18 protein-coding genes are annotated in these 20,781 nt (G+C 58.9%); 9 read left to right on the top strand and 9 right to left on the bottom strand.

The window, feature by feature from the left end; translation table 11 throughout:
• Positions 1–74 precede the first annotated feature (74 nt).
• The 3 genes from AC05K6_RS09060 to AC05K6_RS09050 are packed head-to-tail and all read left to right on the top strand — an operon-like array spanning position 75 to position 4,558.
• Complete coding sequence (locus tag AC05K6_RS09060) at positions 75–1,241, top strand: MalY/PatB family protein (RefSeq protein ID WP_476728377.1); 1,167 nt, start codon at positions 75–77, stop codon at positions 1,239–1,241.
• 11 nt (positions 1,242–1,252) lie between these two features.
• The gene (locus tag AC05K6_RS09055; protein WP_476728365.1) at positions 1,253–3,160 is read left to right on the top strand and encodes an ABC transporter ATP-binding protein; all 1,908 of its coding nucleotides are present in this window, start codon (positions 1,253–1,255) and stop codon (positions 3,158–3,160) included.
• A 9-nt stretch (positions 3,161–3,169) separates the two neighbouring features.
• A complete protein-coding gene (locus tag AC05K6_RS09050; protein ID WP_476728364.1) occupies positions 3,170–4,558 on the top strand; it encodes an aminotransferase class III-fold pyridoxal phosphate-dependent enzyme in 1,389 nt (462 codons plus the stop codon).
• Positions 4,559–4,656: 98 nt separating this feature from the next.
• Here AC05K6_RS09050 and AC05K6_RS09045 read toward each other — a convergent pair whose 3' ends face one another.
• The 6 genes from AC05K6_RS09045 to AC05K6_RS09020 form a co-directional block, all read right to left on the bottom strand.
• Positions 4,657–4,854, bottom strand: coding sequence for a CsbD family protein (locus AC05K6_RS09045; RefSeq protein WP_448307478.1), 198 nt, complete (start codon positions 4,852–4,854; stop codon positions 4,657–4,659).
• Between the two features lie 91 nt (positions 4,855–4,945).
• Complete coding sequence (locus tag AC05K6_RS09040) at positions 4,946–5,800, bottom strand: 3-hydroxybutyryl-CoA dehydrogenase (RefSeq protein WP_293791398.1); 855 nt, start codon at positions 5,798–5,800, stop codon at positions 4,946–4,948.
• Between the two features lie 100 nt (positions 5,801–5,900).
• Positions 5,901–7,808: a BCCT family transporter gene (locus AC05K6_RS09035; protein ID WP_473964050.1), complete on the bottom strand. Its 1,908-nt coding sequence runs from the start codon at positions 7,806–7,808 to the stop codon at positions 5,901–5,903.
• 372 nt (positions 7,809–8,180) lie between these two features.
• A complete protein-coding gene (locus AC05K6_RS09030; RefSeq protein WP_293791400.1) occupies positions 8,181–9,080 on the bottom strand; it encodes a hypothetical protein in 900 nt (299 codons plus the stop codon).
• Positions 9,081–9,176: 96 nt separating this feature from the next.
• Positions 9,177–10,133 (bottom strand): hypothetical protein, encoded by a 957-nt coding sequence (locus tag AC05K6_RS09025; protein WP_293791401.1) that lies wholly within the window; start codon positions 10,131–10,133, stop codon positions 9,177–9,179.
• A gap of 130 nt (positions 10,134–10,263) precedes the next feature.
• A complete protein-coding gene (locus AC05K6_RS09020; RefSeq protein WP_293791402.1) occupies positions 10,264–10,920 on the bottom strand; it encodes a metallophosphoesterase in 657 nt (218 codons plus the stop codon).
• A gap of 135 nt (positions 10,921–11,055) precedes the next feature.
• On the opposite strand from AC05K6_RS09020, the gene AC05K6_RS09015 reads away from it, so the two are divergent.
• Positions 11,056–12,021: a bile acid:sodium symporter family protein gene (locus AC05K6_RS09015; RefSeq protein WP_473964049.1), complete on the top strand. Its 966-nt coding sequence runs from the start codon at positions 11,056–11,058 to the stop codon at positions 12,019–12,021.
• Positions 12,022–12,058: 37 nt separating this feature from the next.
• A complete protein-coding gene (locus AC05K6_RS09010; RefSeq protein ID WP_473964048.1) occupies positions 12,059–12,988 on the top strand; it encodes an NADP-dependent oxidoreductase in 930 nt (309 codons plus the stop codon).
• 56 nt (positions 12,989–13,044) lie between these two features.
• Here AC05K6_RS09010 and AC05K6_RS09005 read toward each other — a convergent pair whose 3' ends face one another.
• Positions 13,045–13,602 carry a hypothetical protein gene (locus tag AC05K6_RS09005; RefSeq protein ID WP_473964047.1) on the bottom strand — a complete coding sequence of 186 codons (558 nt, stop codon included), beginning with the start codon at positions 13,600–13,602 and terminating at the stop codon, positions 13,045–13,047.
• A gap of 112 nt (positions 13,603–13,714) precedes the next feature.
• Here AC05K6_RS09005 and AC05K6_RS09000 point away from each other — a divergent pair, with 112 nt between their 5' ends.
• The gene (locus AC05K6_RS09000; protein WP_473964046.1) at positions 13,715–15,454 is read left to right on the top strand and encodes an FUSC family protein; all 1,740 of its coding nucleotides are present in this window, start codon (positions 13,715–13,717) and stop codon (positions 15,452–15,454) included.
• A gap of 2 nt (positions 15,455–15,456) precedes the next feature.
• Here AC05K6_RS09000 and lepA read toward each other — a convergent pair whose 3' ends face one another.
• Positions 15,457–17,307 carry a translation elongation factor 4 gene (gene lepA / locus AC05K6_RS08995; protein ID WP_293791407.1) on the bottom strand — a complete coding sequence of 617 codons (1,851 nt, stop codon included), beginning with the start codon at positions 17,305–17,307 and terminating at the stop codon, positions 15,457–15,459.
• A 140-nt stretch (positions 17,308–17,447) separates the two neighbouring features.
• Between lepA and AC05K6_RS08990 the strand changes: the two genes are divergently transcribed.
• The 3 genes from AC05K6_RS08990 (at position 17,448) to AC05K6_RS08980 (ending at position 19,757) form a co-directional block, all read left to right on the top strand.
• Complete coding sequence (locus tag AC05K6_RS08990) at positions 17,448–18,023, top strand: type II toxin-antitoxin system PemK/MazF family toxin (protein WP_476728376.1); 576 nt, start codon at positions 17,448–17,450, stop codon at positions 18,021–18,023.
• Between the two features lie 231 nt (positions 18,024–18,254).
• Complete coding sequence (gene rpsT / locus AC05K6_RS08985; RefSeq protein WP_005296442.1) at positions 18,255–18,518, top strand: 30S ribosomal protein S20; 264 nt, start codon at positions 18,255–18,257, stop codon at positions 18,516–18,518.
• 201 nt (positions 18,519–18,719) lie between these two features.
• Positions 18,720–19,757, top strand: coding sequence for an ADP-ribosylglycohydrolase family protein (locus AC05K6_RS08980; protein ID WP_476728363.1), 1,038 nt, complete (start codon positions 18,720–18,722; stop codon positions 19,755–19,757).
• 18 nt (positions 19,758–19,775) lie between these two features.
• Here the strand turns inward: AC05K6_RS08980 and holA are convergent, their stop codons facing one another.
• Positions 19,776–20,765: a DNA polymerase III subunit delta gene (holA, locus tag AC05K6_RS08975; RefSeq protein ID WP_476728362.1), complete on the bottom strand. Its 990-nt coding sequence runs from the start codon at positions 20,763–20,765 to the stop codon at positions 19,776–19,778.
• Positions 20,766–20,781 lie beyond the last annotated feature (16 nt).

Here is a 20,781-nt window from a genome sequence, read left to right as displayed (position 1 = left end):
GCTCTCAGGGCTCCCCACACTCCCCCAACGACGTCACCTTCCACGACGTCGACACTCTCCGCGCCCGCGGCACAATGAAGTGGACCGTCTACGACGAGGACGTACTGCCCCTGTGGGTCGCCGAAACCGATTTCGACACCTGTCCCGCCGTCAAGCAGACCATCCAGGCGGGCGTGGATCGCGAGTACTTCGGCTACGAGCGCCGCAATGGTTCGGTACAGAAGGCTCTAGCGGGCTTCCTGGATCGCCGCTTCGGTTGGCAGATCGCCCCGGCATGGGTGCGACTAGTACCCGATGTCGTTAAAGGCGTGGCAGCGGCCATTGACGAATTGACGCCACAGGGCTCCGATGTAATCGTCCCCGTGCCGAGTTATCACCCGTTCTTCGACGTGCCAAGTGCCGTAAACCGACCGAAGGTCGAGGTCGCGATGACCAAGGTAGAGAAACAGGGAACTGAAGAGTGGGCATTTGACCTCGCCGCACTGGAAAAGGCCTTTGCCAGCACCGCGAACCCTGCGGGCGTGGGCGCGCTGATCGTGTGCAATCCGTATAACCCGCTGGGGCGCGCATGGCGCCCCGAAGAGTTGGAGAAGCTGGTGGAACTGGCGGACAAATACGACGTGAGGCTGATCTCCGACGAAATCCATGCACCGGTTGTTTATGCACCGCACAAACACACTCCCCTCGCGTCGCTGAGTGATACCGCCGCACGGGTAACGGTGACGGTACTGGCAACGTCGAAAGGCTGGAATACCGCGGGCCTGCACTGCGCCCAGATGATCTTTACAAACCCGGACGACCGCGAAGTGATGGCTAAGGTCAGCCCGCTGCGTACTGGCTCTGCTTCCACCCTGGGGCAGGTGGCCGCCGAGGCTGCTTACACAGACGGCGAGGCTTGGCTGGCCAGCGAACTGGAGTATCTGCAGGGCAACCTCGATCTGCTTGAGCGCCGACTGCCAGAGGTACTTCCCGGCGCGAAGTTCATCCGCCCCGAGGCCAGCTTCCTCCTCTGGGTAGACCTCCGCGATGTTCCAGGACTGAATGAAAAACCAGGCAAGAAGCTGCTGGAAGGGGCGCGGGTGGCCTTCAACGAGGGCTCCATGTTCGGCACGCAAGGTGCAGGCCATGTGCGCATCAATTTCGGTACTTCCCGGGAAATCCTGAACGAGGCTCTAGACCGCATCGGGAATTTCGCTGAGACCGAATTAGCTGAATTAGCTAAGGCCAACGTGAACAATTAACTTGGCAAGGTGTGATTAAAGCTTTTAGCCGCATCCTGCGCTCAACGAAGGAACTCTGGCCTTTCTACATCGTGGTGATGATCACCAGCATCGTCACCGCAGGTCTGGCCTTGGCTACACCTTTCTTGGTGAAGCTTGCCACCGACACCATCGTCGATACCGTCGGGGGCGGCGGGGCTTCCGACGCTGCCATTGAGAATGCGACAAAAACCGTCATCTGGTTGGCCGTCGGTCTGCTGGCTGTAGAGCTGGCCAACACCATCATCCACAACATCGGCGGCTGGTTCGGTGATGTTATGGCGATGCGAATGCGGCAGATCCTTTCCAACCGTTATTACGCCAAGCTGCTGGCCTTACCTCAGGGCTACTACGACAAGCAGGTGACGGGCACAATCATCTCCCGGCTGGATCGCTCCATCCTGGGTCTGACGGATTTCATTAAATCCTTCGCCAACAACTTCTTTTCCATGCTGATCACCGTCAGCATGATCCTGGTAATCACCGCACTCTATTACTGGCCACTGGCCTTGCTGCTGGCGTTTATTTTCCCCCTTTATCTGTATCTGACGATGCTGACCTCCAAGAAGTGGATGGTGTGGGAAAAGGAAAAGAACGAGCACATCGACGTCGCCCAAGGGCGCTTCGCCGAGGTCATCGGCCAGGTGAAGGTGGTGAAGTCCTTCGTCTCCGAGCTGCGCGAGCTGCGGCTATTCCAAAAACACTTCGCCGATACGATCCAGCTCACCCGCGAACAATCACGCTGGTGGCACTTTATGGACATTCTGCGCATGGGCGGGATGAACATCATCTTCTTCGCCATCTATCTGATGCTGTTCTGGCGCACTCTCCACGGCAACTTCAGCCTCGGCGACATGGTGCTGCTGCTGCAATACGTAGTGATGGCTCGCCAGCCTGCCGGAATGATGAGCTGGATGGTCGATACTGCCCAGCGCGCTGCCGCCGGTTCTCGCGAGTACTTCAAAACAATGGAGGAGCTGGAGGAGCCCTCGGCTACTGCTCCCCTGCTGGAAGCCGCCCGCCCAGGTGGACCAATGCTGGTCTCCCAGGAGGACGTGGATCATGCGGTGCATCCGCAGCTTTCCGCTCCAGCAGATGGCCCGGTAATCGACTTCGATCACGTCAGCTTCGAATACATCAAGGGCGAGCCTGTCATCCACCAGGTCAGCTTCCAGGCAAACAAGGGTGATCAGGTCGCACTTGTCGGTGAATCCGGCGGAGGCAAATCCACCCTCGTTAACCTCCTACTAGGCCTCTACCGCCCCACCGAGGGACAGCTCCGGGTCTGCCGCAAGGACGTCGCCAACATGACGGCAGCCGAACTGCGCAGCTCCGTCGGTGTGGTGTTCCAGGAGCCTGCCCTGTTTTCTGGCACGGTGCGGGAAAACATCGCTTATGCAAAGCCCGACGCCACGGATCAGGAGATCGAGGACGTGGCCAAGCGCGCCTTCGCCCATGACTTCATCATGCACTTCAAGGACGGGTACGACACTCTCATTGGAGAGCGTGGCTTGCGTCTTTCCGGAGGCCAAAAGCAGCGCATTGCCGTTGCCCGAGCCATGCTAAAAGACGCTCCGGTGCTGATCCTCGACGAAGCTACCTCCGCGCTTGATACCAAGGCCGAGCGCGTGGTGCAGGCCGGGCTGAACGAGCTGATGGTCGGACGCACCACCATCGTTATCGCCCACCGCCTGTCCACAATTGCCGACGTTGACAAGATCGTCACCCTAGACAAGGGACATGTCTGCGAAGTCGGCTCCCCCGCGGAACTTGCGATCAGTGGTGGCATCTACAACGAGCTGCTGCAGCTCACCAGCTCCTCCTCCGCCGCCGACCGGGCACGGTTGAAGCGCTTCGGTTTCAGTGACTTTGCGTCTGAAGACGACGACACGGAGGAGTAGCCTGGGAGAATGACTGAATTCCCCCCTAACATCACCGAGTTCACTACCTTCGACGGCGCACGTGTGGGCGTCGGCACCGAAGAAGCACAAGCCGCAGAACAACAGGTACGCGACAACGACAGTAACTACGTTTTCCACAGCTGGTCGGCGCAGGAAAAGATCAACCCGCAGCCGCTTAGCTATGCCGAAGGCCCGTGGATTTACGATTACCAGGGCAACGGCTACCTGGATCTGGGCAGCCAGCTCGTGAGCGCCAACCTGGGTCACGCGCACCCGAAGTTGGTAGAGGCAATTCAGCACCAAGCCAGCCGTATCACCAACCAGAACCCCGCGTTCTCGAATGATGTGCGCAGTGAACTGGCAAAGGAGATCGTGGATCAGGCGCAGGGCGAGTTCTCCCACGTGTTCTTCACCAACGGTGGCGCCGACGCCATCGAGCACGCCATCCGCATGGCTCGTCTTACCACCGGCAAGTCCAAGATCCTGACGGCTTACCGCAGCTACCACGGCGCCACCGGCTCCGCGATTATGGCCACCGGCGAAGCACGCCGCCACGGCAACCCCACGACCGACGGCGACGTGAAGCACTTCTGGGGTCCATTCCTGTACCGCAGCGCCTTCTACTCCACCACACAGGAGGAAGAATGCGCTCGTGCTCTTCAGTCGCTGGAAGAGACGCTGGTCTACGAGGACAACGTAGCTGCCGTTTTGATCGAGTCCGTTGTGGGCTCTAGTGGCATCATCGTCCCGCCGGAGGGCTTCCTGCAGGGCGTGCGCGAGATCTGCGACCGCCACGGCGCGCTGTACATCGCAGACGAGGTCATGGTCGGCTTCGGCCGTACCGGCAAGATGTTCGCCTACGAGCACGGCGGCTCGGACCTGCAGCCGGATCTTGTTACCTTCGCCAAGGGCGTGAACTCCGGCATGGCACCGCTTGGTGGCGTGATGATGAACGAGGCCGTTTACCAGCGTTTTGCAGAAAAGCCTTACCCGGGCGGGCTGACCTATTCTGGCCACCCACTGGCGGCGGCTCCTGGCCTGGCCGCGCAGAAGGTGTACCGCGAGGAGAAAATCTTCGAGCAGGTCGCCGACCTGGGCGAGCGCGTTATCGCCCCAGCCATGGAAAAGATCGCGGAAAACCACCCAAGCGTGGGCAATGTCCGCGGCAAGGGCTTCTTCTGGGCCATCGAGTTCGTTAGCGACCAAGAGGCCAAGACCCCGATGGGTGCCGAGGCTATGGGTGCATTCGGCGCGGAGCTCAAGAAGGCTGGCATCTGGCCGATGGTTTCCGGGCACCGCCTTCACTTCGCGCCACCGCTGATTACCACCGAGGAGCAGCTGGACTGGGCGCTGGAGGTTGTCGATCGTGCTGCGTCCGTCGTTGACCAGGCGCTATAAGCACCCCATCACTTCTGCCCCTGACTTTAAAGGGGCATAGCAAAAGTCCCGGCTGAAAGTTTTTCAGCCGGGACTTTAGGCTTTTAGCCTTTAGCTTTTTACTTCTGAGCGTCGCCCAGAACCTTGTTGACAGCGTCCGAAGCCTTGTCCTTCAGCTCGTTGGCCTTGTCCTTGATGTCGGACTTGGTCTGATCCGCACGACCCTCGTTGGCCAGGTCGTTGTTGTCGGTAGCCTCGCCAGCAGCCTCCTTGGCCTTGCCTGCGGCGCCTTCTGCCTTGTTCTTCAGATCGTCGATAGACATATGTTGACCTTTCCTTTCGTCGGGTTTCGCTTGGCTAGGTAGGGCGAAAGTTGTAGCCCTTGTTTACCTATCAAGCGCTGTGCGATTAATTGTACTCGTAAAAGCCCTTGCCCGACTTGCGTCCGGTGTGGCCCGCGGTGACCATACGGCGCAGTAGCGGCGGGCAGGCGTAGCTCGGGTCGCCGAACTCCTTGTACATGACGTCAGCGATGAAGGCGCAGGTATCCAAGCCCACCATGTCGGCCAGGGTCAGCGGGCCCATCGGGTGGTTGGCGCCCAGCTTCATGCCGGTATCGATATCCTCCGGGGTTGCCACACCGTTTTCCACCATGCGCACGGCGGAGAGCATGTACGGAACCAGCAGGAAGTTCACGATGAAGCCAGAGCGATCCTTCGCGCGGATGGCCTGCTTGCCCAGCTTCTCGGTGGCGTAGGTCTGCGCGATCTCAACAGCGTCCTCGTCGGTGGTCAGCGCTGGGATGACCTCCACCAGTGGCAGCACCGGAACGGGGTTGAAGAAGTGCAGACCCAGTACGCGGCCCGGGTTCTTGGTGGCACTGGCGATCGTCTGGATCGGCAGAGAGGACGTGTTGGAGCACAGTGGTGCCTTCTTGTCCTCGACGATCTCGTCCAGCTTTGCGAAGACATCCTTCTTGATGTCTTCGTTTTCAATGATCGCTTCCATGACCAGCTCGCGGTCTGCGAAGTCCTCTAGCTTAGTGGTAAAGGTCAGGCGGCTCAGCGCAGCGTCACGATCCTCCTCGGATAGCTTGCCACGGCTCACGGCCTTCTCCAGGGACTTTTCGATGCGTGCCTTACCCGCATCGGCAAACTCCTGCTTAGCCTCCCACACCAGCACGTCGCTGCCGGCCTTGGCGGCGACCTCTGCAATGCCAGATCCCATCAGACCTGCACCGATAACACCTACACGCTGAACCATGGTCACTCCTTTTTTATAGGTTTATTCGTACTTGATCCAGCCTACCGATGTTGCTCGTACGGATGTGCCCAATGCCATTCCTCGGCTCTGTTCTTATTGCCTACTGCCTATTGACGCCCTTATCCTCCGCTGCGTCATCGTCAGCAACTGGCTCTTCCGTAATCAACTCGCCTTCCTGGTCGTACATCGGGCGGGCGGGAGAGCTTTCCGCATCGTGATCCACATCGCCCACAACTCCCAGGTCACCTTCGATACGCACATTGCCAGGGATAATGAGGTTTCCTTCCGCATCATATTCGAAGCGTGCATGCTCCTTACCCTCGTTGTCGTAACCAGGGGCAGGACGCGACTCGTGCTCGGCCAGCTTCTCCGCCGAGTCAGTCTTACCCCACTGGCGTGACGGCGGTTCGGGGCGTGCCGCGGCATCGTCATTCATGCCTTTAACGAGCGAGTACATCATGACGAAGTTAAAGAGTACGAATGGGAAGCCAATGATGATAACGGTCTGCTGGAGCGCATCGATTCCCGCATCGGGCGCCATGATCAGGATGGAGCCTGCGACTGCACCGATCATGATGCACCACAGCAGTCGGTAGATCAGCGGAGTCTTGCCCTCTTCACCGGCAGCGAACATGTCGTTGATCAGTGCTGCAGAGTCGATGGAAGTGACGAAGAAGATGGTGATCACGAAGAGCGCCAGGATGCTGGTGGCCAGCGTCCACGGGAAGTGTTCCAAGAAGACAAACAATGCCGTAGCTGGGTCACCCTGTTCCACAATGGGGTTGGTCAGTACGCCCGGCTCCTTCTTTTCAATATCCAGACCCGAGTAACCGAAGACAGCGAACCAAAGAATCGTGAAGGCCGTCGGAAGCAGCAAAACGCCACCGATGAACTCGCGGACAGTGCGACCACGGGAGATGCGGGCAACGAACATGCCCACGAACGGGGACCAGCAAATCGTCCATGCCCAGTAGAAGACCGTCCACTTACCCTGCCAGCCAGGATTCACCTGCTGAGAATCGGACCAGAACATGATCTTCGGCAGATATTCCGCATACAGGCTGGTGGCATCCATCGTGCCGCGCAAAAGCAGCAGCGTCGGGCCGGTCAAAAGCACAAAAACCATCAGCAGAGTCGCAGCGAGAATATTGATATTCGACAGCCACTTAATGCCCTTAGACAGACCGGTGGATACTGAGATTGACGACGCCACAACAATGACCACCAGAATAAGAATCTGTACCCATGCGACAGTCTGTGCGCCGAAAACCTTGGACAGACCAGAGTTAATCTGCAACGTACCGAGGCCGACCGACACCGCGATGCCGAAAACGGTACCGATGATAGACAGGGCGTCGATTAGCTTTCCGGGCCAAGAGTAGATACGGGCGCCGAGGATCGGTGCGAAGATACTGGATACACGCGGCGGTAGGTGACGCTTGTAGATGAAATACCCCAGGGCAAGGCCGGGCAGGGCGAAGATAACCCACATGTGCAGGCCAAAGTGATACAGAGTGAAGCCCATCGCCTCACCGATAGCTTCGGAGCTCATCGGTTCAGCATCCTGCATGGGCACGTTGACAACGTGGTTCATGGGTTCAGCCACACCGTAGAACATCAGCACAGCACCGAGGCCACCGGCGAAGAGCATGGCGAACCACGAGAGGGTTCGGAAGGCTGGTTCTTCTCCCTCAACGCCAAGTCTCATGCGACCGAAGCGCGAAACGAACAGCACCATGAGGAAGAGGAAAGCCAGCGAGATGCTGCCGATGTAGAGCCAGTTGAAGTTTTCCAACAACCAGTTCGACCCCGTCGACAGGCTCGCAGCAGCCTTGTCCTTGAAGATGATGGCGTAGGCCACGAAGCCCACGATGAAGCCACAGGCGACCCAGAAGATCAGTGGATCAACTTTGACCTTTTCTGCATTCGCCACTTTGGCTGCGTCGGAATCCTTGCTTGTGCTGCCTGCCGAACCTGCAGCCGTAGAAGTAGACTTTGCGCCTTCCATTGCGGGATCACACCCCATTTTCTTTTCTGTCGTATGTAGAGGAAGCTCGAGCCTCAACCCTAGCGTCTTGACCAGACTCATTTGCTCGCAACGTACCTTTAGCCGAAAAGAGAGGCCTTCAAAGAGCGTTTTTATGCTCTCGAGCCTGTCGGCGAAACAATAAACAATGCGTAGAGAGCTTGCAGATCACACACAGGTAGTTTCCAGGAAGGCTGTTTAGATTAGTTGTCAGTGGTCGACAGAAAGGATCCAAATACGAACGGTCATTCTCCTCTTGAAACGTCAGCAAGAAACCCCCAGGTTGTAAGTTCGCCTGGGGGTTTCTTGTGTTCGTTTTTGCCGATCGTTTGCCAGTTACTAGACGGGCTGGAGCTAGCTCGGGATTCCCGAAGGCTCGATGGGATTCTCGCTGAGGCTGCTCATCAGATCCTCGAGGTCACTTAAGTTGTCGTCCAGCATGTCCTCAAATTCCGAAAGATCAGTGCCGTACGTCGGACTGTATTCGGTCGGCAACGGAAGGTTAGGCGCTGATGTCTTCTGCTCTGGCGAATCGGAGTCACCGTTGTCGCCCTCCCCTGTCGTGTTCGTGGGCTGGGACTCCGATGTGCTTGGCTTTTTCTCTCCCCCTTCATCGTCGCCGGAGACTGCGTTATAAATCAGCACACCGCCAACCACGAGAGCTATGAGGACTAAGAGGCCGATCACGATTTTGGCTACGCCACCGTTGCCGCCCTGTGGGTTGGGGTTGCCCTGTCCATAAGGCTGGCCAAATGGCTGCGCAGCCGGGCCAAATCCCTGCTGGCCTGGCTGCCCGTAGGCACTCTGTCCGTAACCTTGCTGACCATAACCCTGCTGGACATAGCCTTGCTGGCCATACCCTTGCTGGCCGTAACTCTGCTGGCCACTGCCGACCTGGGGGTTATATCCCTGGTTACCGTAAGGATCATTTCCAAATGTATTGCCCGGCGCGCCTGCCTGGGCACTCCCCTGTGCCCCAGCGCCATTCTGCGTGCCGAACGAACCTGCGTACTGGCCACCCTGCCCATTGTTGGTTCCAGAGGATCCAAACACCTGAGTGCTCTGGTCATCCTGGCGCCGATACTGCGGCGGCTCAGGCGCATTTGCCCCGTTGCTATCTGCGGTACTGCCACCGTTGGGCGCAGAGTACGGAGATGCGTTTGCTGCGCCCATGTATTCGGTACGGTCATTCGGGTTGTTCCCGTTCGTTCCGCCACCGCCACTATTAAAAGGATTGTTGTCCTGTGGTGCCATTCTTCTTAAAAACCTTTCGTCAACCGTTTGCGATCAGCCCGAGACAAGAGCTCTCTCAGGCCGATCTATACGGCCTCTAGGCTTCGAGCCTTAAGACTAGCGTAGGTAACGCGCCGCTGCGCGAGTATCTGCGTTCTGTACTGCACGGTCGCCCCAGGAGAAAGAAGCGACGGTATAGCCATTACCGAACGATGCTGAGGCCCGGGTCTGCGGACCGTAATCGGACCATCCCCATTTTGTGCCATTGACGCCCGGCAGGTGCACCGTGCCCCAGTCTTGGCGAGTGCCATCTGCTGCTACCGGGCTGGCGGTGCGCATCCAGTGCAGTACCAAAGATCGCGGGTGGCGGATGCGAAGCTTGTGGAGGAAGTTCGCGGTATCAGTAGCAGACGTGTAGGAATTACCCCAGTGTGCGGCCGCTCGGGTATTACGTAGGCCGTATTCACGGGCGATAGTGCTAATGGCTCGGGGGTACTTCCGGTTGATCTTGGAAGCAGCTCCATCGTCAGAGAAGCGGATCATACGCTCAGCCAGGTAGCGATCCGAGTTGCTGTGATCGCCGTAGCGCAGTACGTAGTCAGCCATATACAGCTTCACAATAGATAGGCCCGGTCGTGCCTGGTCTGCGTTCGGAGTCTTTGCGATGCCGTTGTTAGTGACAACAGCCAATGAGGTGCGAGCTGGAACGTTGTGGATCGTGCGCACCTGGTAACCGCGGTTCGGGCCTGGCGCGGGGCGGTGCGGAGCTGGTGCCGGGCGGTGCGGAGCCGAGGAACCTGGGATCTGATTGGCCGACATGCCCAGCTTGTTCAGGGCATCTTCCACAGCCTGCGGAACCGGCGGCAGCTTTGGCGCCGGTGGAAGCGGCGGCAGAGCCGGCATCTGAGAACCCGCGGGCGGGCCAGCGGGGGCAGCGTTAGCTGGAGCGGCGATTCCTGCCATGCTCACGGTTGCCGTGAGGGCGGCGGTAGCAACCCCTTTAGTTAGGTGAGAGCGAGAATCCTTGGCCGCATGCCGTGGCCGATAGGTGTACTGGGAAAAGTTGAATGTCATAACCTCTAGTCCCGATTGTTCATTTCGTCGTGCGCTGACGAGTGGGCGTCATAAAAATCCACCTAGGACGCCTAGGCGAGAAAACACAATATGAATATACATAAGCGACGACTTATGCACGGGTTAAAGGCTATGCGTCGCGGTAAAGCAGCTCCATTACCTCCTCGTAGGGGGCGGGCTGCAGATTCCATGCATCGACGCCAACGTCAACCTGCCCAGGGCCAGTAATTGGAGTAGCGGAATGCAGATGCCCGTGAATTACATATGGCACATCGAGTCGTAGATAGTCGTAGCGGGATTCCATCCCCTCGTGATCCTGGCCGGGGCGCGGGAAATGGCACAACCAGGCAACCTCGGTGTCTGCCTTCTTGGCAAGGTCCTCGTTGTCCGCCACTCCGTCGCCGTCCGGGTCCCATGGCACCACACACTGATAGGGCTGAACGGAATCGAACACCTCAAGGAACCTCCGCTGACGTCGGGCACTGTTGGCATGCAGCGGATGGCATGTGTCGTGATTGCCCGCGATGAGGTGAGCAGTTATGTCCAGGTCAGAAAAAGCGTCCCGTAGCAGGTCTAGCGCCCTTTCCTCCTGTGGACCCCACCCGGAGGAAATATCTCCGAGTACCCAGAGCGTATCGCCAGAGCGCAGTGCGGCTGTGAGATTGGCGAGGATCGTGTCGTCATGCCGGGCGACTTCTTCCTCTTTCTCGCCGAAGCCACGCAGCCCAGCGACGAACGGATGGCCAAGGTGTAGGTCGCTGGTAAACCAAGTGCGGGGTTGGCTCATGGTCACTCCTTCGGGGCGATGCAAGGTCTCGGTATCTGTGTATAACCACTGTAACCCGTCCGCTTGCTTGCCTCTTATAGCCACCAATACCAGCAAATTTCATATTTTGAGACTTCTATCCCATATAGTGGATGTATGACGGTCAAAGAGAAGCAGAGAAGCAACACAACCAACTCATCCGAGGAACGCTCCGCAACCATTGCCGTATGGGCTTTCCCCGCGTTTATCTTGATCGGCGCAGGCCTAGCACTGGCCAGCCCGGGCACCTTCACTCCCCTGGCAGCGCACATCTCCACGATGATCGCCATCATCATGCTGTGCATGGGACTGACCCTGAGGCTGCCTGACTTCGCGCTGGTTGCGAAACGTCCCATGCCAATCGTCATCGGTGTGATCGCCCAGTTCGTCATCATGCCGCTGGGTGCTGTGGCCGTAGCCAAGCTGCTGGGGCTGAACCCAATGCTGGCGATTGGCCTGCTGATGCTGGGATCCGTACCCGGCGGCACCACCTCCAACGTGGTCGCCTATTTGGCTAAGGGCGACGTTGCACTGTCCGTGACCATGACCTCCGTCTCCACTATCCTGTCCCCGCTGGTCACCCCGGTTATCATGCTGCTACTCGCGGGTGAGGAAACTCCGGTGGATGGTAAGTCCATGGCGTGGAGTCTGGTTCAGACCGTGCTGCTGCCCGTCATCGGCGGCCTGGTCATCCGTGTGATTTTCGATCGCATCGTCACGTTTCTGCTGCCGGTTCTGCCGTGGTTGTCCATTGTCGCTATCGGCGGAGTCGTCTTCCCTGCCGTCGCTAAGTCTTCGGACACCCTGATGAACATCGGCGTCACCGTGCTTGTCGCCGTCATCATCCACAACCTCATCGGCTATGTCCTGGGCTACTTCGCTGCCCGCGCCACCGGCGAATCCCCCACTGTCTGCCGCACCACCGCCATCGAGGTCGCCACACAGTCCGCAGGCCTGGCCTCCGGAATGTCGGGGAAGTATTGGAGCCCGGAAGCCGCCATCCCCGGCGCTGTCGCCGCCGTGTGGCACAACATTTCCGGCGCACTATTTGCTTTCCTCATGCGCCGCTTGGCCAAAAACTAGGCCCCTCACTCTCCCCTGAGCCCCTACGATGGGGCTCATGCGTATTTTCGGCTTCGATTCCTTTGGCGGCCCCGAGGTCACTCGTTTCCTCGATGTCGCCGACTACACCTGGCAGCCCGGCAGCGTTTTGATCCGCCCCACCGCAATCAGCCTCAATCCCGGCGATATTAAAGTGCGTAATGGCCAACGCCAGGGCTTCTTCCCCGTCACCTTCCCCATGGCCATGGGCCGTGAGGCCGCGGGCACAGTCGTAGAAGCCGACCCCTCCACCGATTTTTCGCCGGGCGATCGCGTCTTTGGGTCTGCTTTCTCCGGCACTGGCACTGCCAGTGATTCTCTTGTTCTTTTGGACGCCACCTCGACCGCAGCTATCCCCAGCGGTGTAGAGTCCGCCGACGCGGCCTGCCTGCCCGCGGCTGCTGGAACCGCCTACGATGCCCTGGCCGAGCTTCACGAATTGGGTACCTGGCCGGACGAGGGAGCTCGCCTTCTGGTAATTGGCGCAGGCGGTGGCGTGGGCACGCACGCCCTTCAACTGGCGCAACATTTCGACATCGAGGTCATCGGCATCGCCAGCGCCCGCAAGAAGATGTTGGTAGAGCGTCTGGGCGCGCGTTTTATGGATACCGCAGAGCTGGGCAAGACCGGTTCCCACGTCACCGTCCCGCCAGTGGACGGCATTCTGGACCTGGTCGGTGGCGATGTCCTGGAAGGGCTGGTGCATCTTGCGCCGGAGGGCGCAATCCGCAGCGCCGCGGACAAGCAGCTTGCTGCCCGTCTAGGCGGAAGCGGCATCACTCGGATTCGTACCGAGGAACGCTTCGCGGAACTCGCTCGCCTGGTAGCCGAAGGCGCGATGCGTCCCGTGATCGGCAAAGAGCTACCTTTCAGTGCCGCAGCCGAAGCCTACGAGGAGGTCGAGTCAGGCCACGCACTAGGAAAGGTCGTACTGACGGTGGACGACTAGCGGAAGCGCTAGGCTTCCAAGAAATCCCCCCCACCACCCAACAATTCTGGCGACAGCTAAGCGGGGGTCAGTGTGCCCACGGCGGTGATAAGTACGAACTCCGCAATCCAAATCCACAGCCAAGGACGTTTCGGCAACAGAGGCAACTCTTCGGCCTGAGCCGGCCGGGCGAAAGCGGACTTTGTTGCAGGGTCGAAGGATTCCCACACCTCTCGGTAGTTCCCTTCCGTAGCGGCCCATTCCCGCACCGCCTCCGTATCGCGTTTGTTCGCATACATCCAGTACAGCGCCGGGCCAGCGAATATGAGGAAGTACAACACGGCGAAGATTACTCTTAGACCCCCACTGGCTTCCTCCAAGGAGCCGAAGAGGATCCCGAAGAGCATCATCACTCCCAGGATCAAAGCCAGCCACGCCGCAATCTTCTTTGCAGCGTTCGGACGGTACCTTGACAACCGAATACGACGAGCTTCCAGGTCCTGCTCATCAGAAGTACGCGCAACCTGCCCATCGTGTGGATCAGCATCCGGCATCCAGCCAGCGAGGTAATCCTTGTTCTCCCGGCTACCCCGGCTATCCCACTCGCCATAGCGTTGCGGCTCTTTGTAGCTCATGCAATTAAGTGTAAACACCGCTCTGGACATCCCACAGCTCATCGTTCGATTACGGGGTTTACACTGTGAATGTCTTTATTCGCAGCCTCAGACAAGGAAAACCACCACCGCAGTGAATCAAACCAGCCCCCACAAGCAACCCACCCCGCTCAACCCAAAGCCCCCACAGAACCCCGCGGAATTCCCCATCCCCCATCGCCCAAGTGCGTGGGAGCTGTTTACCACCTTCAACTCGAAGGCGGCGGGCTGGGCTGGTGGACTGCGAGCGGCACTGTCACTGCTGATTCCCGGCACGATCGCCTGGTCACTAGGGTTAAGCGATGCAATGCTGCTGGTCGCTGGCGGTGCATTTACCGTGATCTACGGCGGTAATCTGCCCTATCGCACACGCCTAAAGGTGATGCTTTTCTCCGCCACGCTGCTAGCTGCCTGCCCCACCATCGCTGCTTGGCTGGGCAAGATGATGTGGGAGCACCTGGATTCCGGTGGCTCACACTGGTGGCTGATGATCGCGGGCCTGTACTGCACCTTCCTTTCGGGCGTGTTCACCTACACTCAGAACGCACTGCGCCTGCCACCACCGGGCGGATTCTTCATTGTCATGGTCTCCGGCGGCGCGACGATGATTGCCCGCAGCGACCTAAACCCCCTGGCCATTGGCGGCTGGAGTTTGTTTGGTGCGTTCGTCGCCGTGATCGTGGGCATGTTCCCTGCCCTATTCAATCCTCACGGCCCAGAGCAGCAGGCCATCCGTACGCTCAACAGCGCGGTGGCGGATTTCGACCAAGACCCGACCCCTGGCAACTACTACCTTGCCCGCACTTCCCTTTCCGAGGCCTGGTCGGCACTGATGGGCGCAGGCATTGTCTCCGCGGGCAAGGTGATCCGGGAATCACAACGTGACCTGGTGGTACAAGTCCAACGTGCCCGTCAACAGCTCATGGCCATCAGCGCCCGGACCGGCTACGTAGATACGGACGAAGACTTCTCCGATACCAACGGCATGGTCGACCCCACCCGCATTGCCATCCCACACCACCAGCCATCTGTGAAATACCGCTTCGGCCGGTCGCTAAACATCCATAGCCAGGCAGAGCTCAGCATGGAAAAGGTTGTGCTCGCCAGCCTCACCTCCTGCGCCGCCACAATCTGGCTGGGGCTAGACCGCCCTGACTGGGGTGTAATCACTGCCCTATTGATCCTGCAATGGGGACCCGAGAAGGTCCCCGGCACCATCCGCGGACTGCATCGCCTGCTCGGCTCCGTGCTGGGCATTGGGCTGTTCTCCATCGCCCACGCCTTCCACATCGACGGCCTATTGCTGCTCTTCCTGCTGGCCATCTGCCAATTCGCCGCCGAGTTCTTCATTGCCAAGAACTATGCCTTCACCGTCATCTTCACCACCCCCATGGCACTGATGATGGGCAACTCAATGGAACGCCCGCTCGGCGACGTGGTCGTCGATCGCCTCGCCGAAGTGTGCGTTGCGGTTATCTGCTCGTTTATCTTCCTGTGGCTCTGGCGCACTACATCTGACGCCCACTATCACCGCCGCCTGGTAGGCCATTGCGAAGCGGCAATGGGTGCACTGCTGGGCGCGTTGCTGATCACCCCGCCAGATCGCGCGCTCTACGCACGCCGTGATCTGCAATTCGAGCTGCTCAGCGAACGCAAGCACATGATGAAGATGATTAACAACAACTCCACCTATGCGCGGCAATTGTGGGCTAAGCACAACCAGCTACAGCTCACCGGGTACACCCTGTTGGATTATTGCAATGCGCATGGGGACGAAGATCTCTCCCTCAACGAGCTGAACCGCCTGGCCGCGGCGGTACGGCAGCTGGACTGAGCCTAGTCGGCGTCGGTAGACAGCGCAGCAACGAAGGCCTCCTGCGGCACAGAGACCGAACCGATGGCCTTCATGCGCTTCTTGCCTTCCTTTTGCTTTTCCAGCAGCTTGCGCTTACGCGACACATCGCCGCCATAGCACTTGGACAGCACGTCCTTGCGCAGGGCACGGATGTTCTCGCGGGCGATAATCTTGGAACCGATGGCGGCCTGCACCGGCACTTCAAACTGCTGGCGCGGGATCAGTTCCTTCAGCTTCACCGTCATCTTGTTGCCGTACCAGTGCGCGTTGTCGCGGTGCACGATTGCGCTGAACGCATCCACGGGGTCGCCTTGCAGCAGGATGTCCACCTTCACCAGGTCGGCCAGCTGCTCGCCGGCTTCTTCATAGTTCAGCGAGGCATAGCCCTTCGTGCGGGACTTCAGCTGGTCAAAGAAATCAAAGATAATCTCGCCCAGCGGCATGGTGTAACGCAGCTCCACGCGGTCCTCGGACAGGTAGTCCATGCCGCCCATTTGGCCGCGCTTCGACTGACACAGTTCCATGGTGGAGCCCAAGAACTCCGAGGGCACGATCACGGTCATCTTCACGATCGGCTCATATACCTCGCGCATCTTGCCACCCGGCCAATCCGAGGGGTTGCGAACGTACACTTCCTTGCCGTCTTCCTTCACCACGCGGTAGACCACTGACGGCGCAGTGGAGATCAGATCCAGGCCGAACTCGCGTTCCAGGCGTGTGCGGGTGATTTCCATGTGCAGCAGCCCGAGGAAGCCACAGCGGAAACCAAATCCCAGGGCTACCGACGTCTCTGGCTCAAAGGTTAGGGATGCATCGTTGAGCTGCAGTTTTTCGATGGCTTCGCGCAGATCCGGGTACTGATCGGCGCTGATCGGGAACAGACCGGAGTACACCATCGGGGTTGGCTCCTGGTAACCCTTCAGCGGCACCTCGGCACCGTTGGTGGCCCAGGTAATCGTGTCACCGACCTTGGACTGACGGACGTCCTTCACACCAGTGATGATGTAACCGACCTCGCCCACGCCCAGGCCCTTGGTCTTCGTCGGCTCCGGGGAAACCACGCCGATCTCTAGCGTCTCGTGGGTCGCGCCAGTACTCATCATCTGGATTTTCTGGCGCGATTCCAGCCGACCGTCCATCATGCGTACATACGTCACCACACCGCGGTAGATGTCGTACACACTGTCGAAGATCATGGCACGGGCCGGGGCATCGGCATCACCCACTGGCGGTGGCACCAGCTCACATACCTTGTCCAGGAGCTCCGGCACGCCCTCGCCAGTCTTGCCGGATACGCGCAGCACTTCTTCCGGCTCGCAACCGATGATGTGGGCAAGTTCCAGGGAGTACTTTTCTGGATCTGCTGCTGGCAGGTCAATCTTGTTCAGAACCGGAATGATTTCCAGATCGTTTTCCATCGCCAGGTACAGGTTCGCCAGCGTCTGTGCCTCGATACCCTGGGCCGCATCGACCAGCAGGATGCATCCCTCACACGCTTCGAGGGCGCGGGAGACCTCATAGGTAAAGTCCACGTGGCCGGGCGTATCGATCAGGTGCATCACTAGCTCTTCGCCCGCGTGCGCACCGGTCTTCGGCACCCACGGCAGGCGTACGTTCTGTGCCTTGATAGTGATGCCACGCTCGCGCTCAATATCCATGTTGTCCAGGTACTGGTCGCGCATATCGCGATCTTCGACCACGCCGGACATCTGCAGGATACGGTCGGCCAGGGTCGACTTGCCATGGTCAATGTGGGCAATGATGCAGAAGTTACGAATCCTCTCGGGATCCGTAAACGTCTGTGTGGCGTAATTCTTCTGCTTGGCTGCCATTTGCCCTCCTCTTTCGCTTACGCGTAACCCTACTATGTATCTACCCAGAAGTAGCAGACGGGGTTTAGCTGCCACCTGGCTACCTGGAAGTGTTTTGTTCAGGTAATCTTTTATCCATGTCTGGTTCGGAAGCAAGTGATATGAAAGTGACGCCCCCACGTGGGAAATCACACAACCTCTTCGGAGCCATCGCAGAATTCTTCCAACAGTTTTATATTCACCACTTCACGCGCAAGAAGGCGCTGAAACGTGGCATCGGGGAGCTCCATACCCACCTGGGCATGGGTGGACAGTTCGCGGCGGCGATGAATTCGCGCGAAGAGACCATCAAAACCCCCAGCCGGGACCTTGCCCGTGCAGTAACTTATGTCCCGGATATGGACGGTCAGGCCGACGCAGGCGAAGTCGTCTGGGCAAATATTCGACCAAAGAAGGGCATGGTCCCGGAGCTGCGTGCGGTGCTGGTGGTAGGACGCAACCACCACCGACTACTCACCCTTCTGATTTCCTCCCGAGACGACTACGGTAACCAAGCCAACTGGATCCCCGTAGGCACCGGCCCGTGGAGCTCGGATGCAGATAGGGATAGCTGGGTTCGTATGGATAAGGTGCTGGAAGTGCCGGAAACACTAATCCAACGCCGGGGCATTCCCCTGCCTGCCCGACGCTTTGAACGTGTCGCCAATGAGCTGCGGCAAGTTTATGGCTGGAGCTAACTGGCGGGATTTTGTCTTTTCCAATCACCAACTGCTAACATTTTTCGAGTTCACGGTGCTATCCAGAGTAACTCCGCTACTGGGCGCCTAGCGTCTGCACTGCAGGCCACGCCGCATCCCGCAGGACCTTGGGTGGGATGTTAGAGATCGCGAGGCCGTTGAGGGAGCCCGTTTCCCTGATGAACAGAAAATTTTTTACCGAAGACTTTTTGAAAGAAGAGGCACGCCACCATGGCAAACATCAAGCAGCAGAAGAAGCGCGTTCTCACCAACGAGATCGCTCGTAAGCGCAACCAGGCTATCCGCTCCCGTCTGCGCACCGAGACTCGCAAGTTCAACGCCGCCGTTGAGGCTGGCGACAAGGAGGCCGCAGAGGCACAGCTGCGCGTCGCTTCCCGCTTCTACGACAAGGCTGTCACCAAGGGCACCATCCACCGCAACAACGCGGCTAACAAGAAGTCCGGCATGGCCGCTCGCTTCAACAAGATGGCTTAAGGATCCTTTTCAAAGGTTTCCACCCGCTCTTTGCGTAAAAATAACCCGCACCTTCTACACGGGGTTGAGATGTTGCGTCACAAAGCAGCAACAGCAACCACCTTGCCTGGGTGCGGGTTTTCACTATGCCCTAAGCTAGTGATCTAGCTATCCAGGATTGTGAGCCTTAAGTTTTAGTTTTCGAAGGAGTTCGACAAAGGGATGAAGGATCGCTTCCGCTCAGCCCTGCTCGGCACCGCTTTGGGCGATGCATGGGGCTATCCGTACCAAAACCCACCGCAGCCAGACCGCACCCCCCTGCCGGAGCAGCTGGTTATCACCGACGATACGCAAATGACGCTGGCTCTCTGCGCCGCGATGCTGGACATCGACCGGGACAACCTGGATCGTGAGGAAGGCATGCAGGCCATCGGTCAGCAGTTCATCAACTATCACGCCGACCCGGACTACGATCGCTCCCCCGGCGCTTCGACGACCGAATCGCTGGATCGTCTAAGCCAACTCGGTGCCGAGCACTGGGACGATGTGGCTTCGCACTCCGGAGGCGCAGGTGCCGTGATGCGTGTGGCCGCAAGCGCACTGCTAGCCCCGTCGGATCAGAGCGTCGGCTGGTCGGTGCTCCAGGGCGTGATTACCCATGATTCGGGTGTGGCTCGCGCTGCGTGTGCAGTAATGGCCTGCCTGATGTCTGCCCGAAAAGGCACCAATCTCTTGGACGTGGCCGGGGGTCTGGCCGGTGATGAAAACTTCGACAACGACAATCTGCTGACAAACGAGGAAAAATCCGACATCCTCAAGGATCTGGATACGGCACTTATTACGGATCTAACCGGTCCTGATGTGCCGCTAAGCGAGTTGATTTCCCGCGTGGATGCTGTGTGTGAGCATCTGCATCCGTTCCTGGAGCAGGGAGATTTTGAGGAGCTGTACCGGCACCGCAGGAAGTTTGTGCAAATCCTCGGCCAGGGGTGGGACGCAGGTTCCTGCACGGCTTCTGCCCTGCTGCTGACGCAGTTGTACTTGGATCACCGAGAACAGTACGCCCCGCATGATTTCCTGCATGTGGCAGTTAACTGGCCGGGAAACCGCAATACCCGCACGTCGCTGACTGGTGCGCTAATCGGCTCCCACCTGGAAGGCGGAGTGGACGACTGGGAGAGTTCGCGCGAGTACCATTTTGAAACCCGCTATGATGACGCGGTTCACTGTGGCTTGTGGAAGGGCTTTAACCTGCGCTAATCCCCAGGCACACCTGCGCTAACGTCGCCCTGCAATGTGTGCGATCTGGCGCACGGCGTCCTCCACGGCATAGTCGGGGTCGGCGCTATGGCCTTTCACACCTGCATCCAGGTTTGCTGTGATTTGCACCGCCTGGGCGATCATGGGGGTGGTCCAGCGCCGCGCAGTGCGGATAGTCTTGTCCAACTTCCACGGTGCCATGCCAAACTTCGCCGCATCGCGGCGGGAGTTAATATTTCCGACACCCGCTACCTTCGCAATATCCGCCACGTTGGAGCTTAGCGCGCTCGCAAGAAGGACCGGAGCCACTCCCAGCTGAAGCGCCCGGCGCGCCAAAGCCACGGCGGCTCGGACGTTTCCGGCAATGGCATAATCGGCAACCTCAAACCCACTGACCTCGGCTTTCCCTTGGTAGTACCGCTTCACTGCGGTTGCATCGACCTGCCCGTCGGTATCAGCGATGAGCTGACTGATGGCGCTGGCCAACTGCCGCAGGTCACTTCCAACCACGTCCAGCAAAAGTTCACATGTTTCGCGGGTCACGCGCGCACCCTGAGAGCGGAATTCCTGGTCGATAAATGCCAGCTGCTCGCGGCCTTTTAGCTCCCCGGCTTGGAATACCACGGCACCAAGCTTCGGCCAGCTGTCCACGAGTTTCTTGTTGCGTCCCTTGCCGGTGTGCACGATGATCAACACCACGCCATCTGCCGGGTCTTTAATGGCCTGCTCAAGCAGTCCGATGATCTCCTTACCCGTGTCCTCTACGCCGGTGACCACCACGATGCGGTCTTCGGCGAACAGACTGGGGCTGAGCAGTTCGGCCAGCTCAGTGGCACTGAGTTCCGAGGCTTTACGCATCTCTACTGGTAAGTTCGGATCCCCGCTGGCTGCCCGTGCCTGTTCTACAATGCCTTGCCTGCGCCGTTCGGCGAGGAAGTCGTCGCCCCCGACGATCATGTTGATGGGTGCGGGGTGCTCAGGGGCGGGCGCAGCGGCGGGCACATTCATAGGTTCGATCTTGCCA

The organism is Corynebacterium sp. TUM25020 (assembly GCF_056388495.1).
This window is presented reverse-complemented; position numbering and strand designations above follow the sequence as displayed.

Coding starts and splice junctions, on each gene's coding strand:
- AC05K6_RS09060 (WP_476728377.1), top strand. CDS start 75: ATGAAGTGGACCGTCTACGACGAGGACGTACTGCCCCTGTGGGTCGCC.
- AC05K6_RS09050 (WP_476728364.1), top strand. CDS start 3,170: ATGACTGAATTCCCCCCTAACATCACCGAGTTCACTACCTTCGACGGC.
- AC05K6_RS09040 (WP_293791398.1), bottom strand. CDS start 5,800: ATGGTTCAGCGTGTAGGTGTTATCGGTGCAGGTCTGATGGGATCTGGC.
- AC05K6_RS09035 (WP_473964050.1), bottom strand. CDS start 7,808: ATGGAAGGCGCAAAGTCTACTTCTACGGCTGCAGGTTCGGCAGGCAGC.
- AC05K6_RS09030 (WP_293791400.1), bottom strand. CDS start 9,080: ATGGCACCACAGGACAACAATCCTTTTAATAGTGGCGGTGGCGGAACG.
- AC05K6_RS09025 (WP_293791401.1), bottom strand. CDS start 10,133: ATGACATTCAACTTTTCCCAGTACACCTATCGGCCACGGCATGCGGCC.
- AC05K6_RS09020 (WP_293791402.1), bottom strand. CDS start 10,920: ATGAGCCAACCCCGCACTTGGTTTACCAGCGACCTACACCTTGGCCAT.
- AC05K6_RS09015 (WP_473964049.1), top strand. CDS start 11,056: ATGACGGTCAAAGAGAAGCAGAGAAGCAACACAACCAACTCATCCGAG.
- AC05K6_RS09010 (WP_473964048.1), top strand. CDS start 12,059: ATGCGTATTTTCGGCTTCGATTCCTTTGGCGGCCCCGAGGTCACTCGT.
- AC05K6_RS09005 (WP_473964047.1), bottom strand. CDS start 13,602: ATGAGCTACAAAGAGCCGCAACGCTATGGCGAGTGGGATAGCCGGGGT.
- lepA (WP_293791407.1), bottom strand. CDS start 17,307: ATGGCAGCCAAGCAGAAGAATTACGCCACACAGACGTTTACGGATCCC.
- AC05K6_RS08990 (WP_476728376.1), top strand. CDS start 17,448: ATGAAAGTGACGCCCCCACGTGGGAAATCACACAACCTCTTCGGAGCC.
- rpsT (WP_005296442.1), top strand. CDS start 18,255: ATGGCAAACATCAAGCAGCAGAAGAAGCGCGTTCTCACCAACGAGATC.
- AC05K6_RS08980 (WP_476728363.1), top strand. CDS start 18,720: ATGAAGGATCGCTTCCGCTCAGCCCTGCTCGGCACCGCTTTGGGCGAT.
- holA (WP_476728362.1), bottom strand. CDS start 20,765: ATGAATGTGCCCGCCGCTGCGCCCGCCCCTGAGCACCCCGCACCCATC.